Source organism: Cryobacterium sp. TMS1-20-1 (genome assembly GCF_004402355.1).
Classification (GTDB): Bacteria; Actinomycetota; Actinomycetes; order Actinomycetales; family Microbacteriaceae; genus Cryobacterium; species Cryobacterium levicorallinum.
The window spans coordinates 1-2,962 of the sequence record NZ_SOGF01000009.1; the positions used below are offsets into that span (position 1 = coordinate 1).

Here is a 2,962-nt window from a genome sequence, read left to right on the forward strand (position 1 = left end):
ACAACGTTCTAACCCTTACCATTCGGTAGAATAGGCAGAAAAGTCCCGCAACCCCGACCATGCAACGCCTACCGGCTATCACACATGATCGGTTTAGCCTCATCCGGGTTCGCTCGCCACTACTAACGGAATCACTGTTGTTTTCTCTTCCTGTGGGTACTGAGATGTTTCACTTCCCCACGTTCCCTCTACCCGCCCTATATATTCAGGCGGGAGTCACCAGGTCACCTTACGGGCCTGGCGGGGTTTCCCCATTCGGACATCCTCGGATCACAGTTCGTTTATCAACTCCCCGAGGCTTATCGCAGATTACTACGTCCTTCTTCGGCTCTACATGCCAAGGCATTCACCGTTTGCTCTTAAAAATTTGAAATCACATGAGTTTGAATCGATTAAGTATGCCGAATAAATTCGACATCGAAATTGACCAATGATCTAATTGCTTAGATCTTTGTAATTTGCTCTCTTACGAGAGTCAAATTTAAGATGCTCGCGTCCACTGTGTAGTTCTCAAAGTACGGGCGGTACCCCTCCACGCCGGCAAGTGATGCCAACGCACAGAAGTCCAGAAGAAACAGATCAACCACAACCGAAGTTGTCATTGTTCCGGTCCCTCAGGACCCAACAGCGTGCATATATGACTCTCTCCGAACCCGAGCGTTCCAACTCCCGAAGGAGCGTACCGGCTCGAGGACGACCGTCCTCATATCAATGTCAATGTTCCACCCATGAGCGCCATCCAAGAACATTCGTCTTGGTATGACTGGCACCGGAATTCTCGCTGTATACAGACGAGCGGTGCACGTGCTCCTTAGAAAGGAGGTGATCCAGCCGCACCTTCCGGTACGGCTACCTTGTTACGACTTAGTCCTAATCACCAATCCCACCTTCGACAGCTCCGTCCCTTACGGGTTCGGCCACTGGCTTCGGGTGTTACCGACTTTCATGACTTGACGGGCGGTGTGTACAAGGCCCGGGAACGTATTCACCGCAGCGTTGCTGATCTGCGATTACTAGCGACTCCGACTTCATGAGGTCGAGTTGCAGACCTCAATCCGAACTGAGACCGGCTTTTTGGGATTCGCTCCACCTTGCGGTATCGCAGCCCTTTGTACCGGCCATTGTAGCATGCGTGAAGCCCAAGACATAAGGGGCATGATGATTTGACGTCATCCCCACCTTCCTCCGAGTTGACCCCGGCAGTATCCCATGAGTTCCCACCATTACGTGCTGGCAACATAGGACGAGGGTTGCGCTCGTTGCGGGACTTAACCCAACATCTCACGACACGAGCTGACGACAACCATGCACCACCTGTATACCGACCTTGCGGGGCGACCATTTCTGGCCGTTTCCGGTATATGTCAAGCCTTGGTAAGGTTCTTCGCGTTGCATCGAATTAATCCGCATGCTCCGCCGCTTGTGCGGGCCCCCGTCAATTCCTTTGAGTTTTAGCCTTGCGGCCGTACTCCCCAGGCGGGGAACTTAATGCGTTAGCTGCGACACGGAGACCGTGGAATGGTCCCCACATCTAGTTCCCAACGTTTACGGCATGGACTACCAGGGTATCTAATCCTGTTCGCTCCCCATGCTTTCGCTCCTCAGCGTCAGTTACGGCCCAGAGATCTGCCTTCGCCATTGGTGTTCCTCCTGATATCTGCGCATTCCACCGCTACACCAGGAATTCCAATCTCCCCTACCGCACTCTAGTCTGCCCGTACCCACTGCAGGCCCGAGGTTGAGCCTCGGGTTTTCACAGCAGACGCGACAAACCGCCTACGAGCTCTTTACGCCCAATAATTCCGGACAACGCTTGCACCCTACGTATTACCGCGGCTGCTGGCACGTAGTTAGCCGGTGCTTTTTCTGCAGGTACCGTCACTCCCAGGAAAACCCAGTCGCTTCTTCCCTACTAAAAGAGGTTTACAACCCGAAGGCCTTCGTCCCTCACGCGGCGTTGCTGCATCAGGCTTGCGCCCATTGTGCAATATTCCCCACTGCTGCCTCCCGTAGGAGTCTGGGCCGTGTCTCAGTCCCAGTGTGGCCGGTCACCCTCTCAGGCCGGCTACCCGTCGTCGCCTTGGTGAGCCATTACCTCACCAACTAGCTGATAGGCCGCGAGCTCATCCTTGACCAAAATTCTTTCCACCCCAGAAGATGCCTTCCAAGGTAATATCCGGTATTAGCTACAGTTTCCCGCAGTTATCCCAGAGTCAAGGGCAGATTGCTCACGTGTTACTCACCCGTTCGCCACTGATCCAAGGAGCAAGCTCCTCTTCACCGTTCGACTTGCATGTGTTAAGCACGCCGCCAGCGTTCGTCCTGAGCCAGGATCAAACTCTCCGTAAATGTTTGAATAGCTACCCGCCCCATATAAATACGAAACGAACGCCCATCTAGTGCACCCACCAACCGGAATAGGCTGAGAAGATGCAAGTTTGAAACTGACAAGAACAAATCATTACTGACTTGCTTTGTTTAGTTGCCTAGTCCGAAGACCAGGACTTGTTCAATATTATTTCCAAAGGAATCTCATAAGCTGTACCCCGCTAGAAACGGGCCACAACCACGAGGTTTTTGGCATTTGACATTGTGCACGCTGTTGAGTTCTCAAGGATCGGACGCACCCGACTTCAGGCCCTGTTCTGGGCTGTCGCTCCGGGGCAACTTGTCTAACTTAGACCCTCTAACCAGTCCCTGTCAAATCGAGGAAACACCCAGTTTCAGGCGCAAAACAGCGACCAAAACCACGCAACTCAACCAACCAGAAACAGCAGAAGGACTTACAATCCTAGCCCAACAACCGAGAACGTGAAACACGAACCGTGAAGCTGATCTGGCTAGAAGCTGGTCCCACATGAGGCCGGAAAGCACTGCGGCTTTCCGCACCTTTGGGGTACGTATAGATACATTACGGCCAGACCACCCACCCGTCAAAACGCCCCCCACCCGGGCGTGTCGC

2 rRNA genes are annotated in these 2,962 nt (G+C 53.3%); both read right to left on the reverse strand.

Annotation, left to right across the window (positions count from 1 at the left end):
* Positions 1–373: ribosomal RNA gene (locus E3O45_RS17725) — 23S ribosomal RNA — on the reverse strand; the annotation flags it as partial.
* 442 nt (positions 374–815) lie between these two features.
* A 16S ribosomal RNA gene (locus E3O45_RS01125) occupies positions 816–2,349 on the reverse strand.
* Between the last annotated feature and the right edge of the window lie 613 nt (positions 2,350–2,962).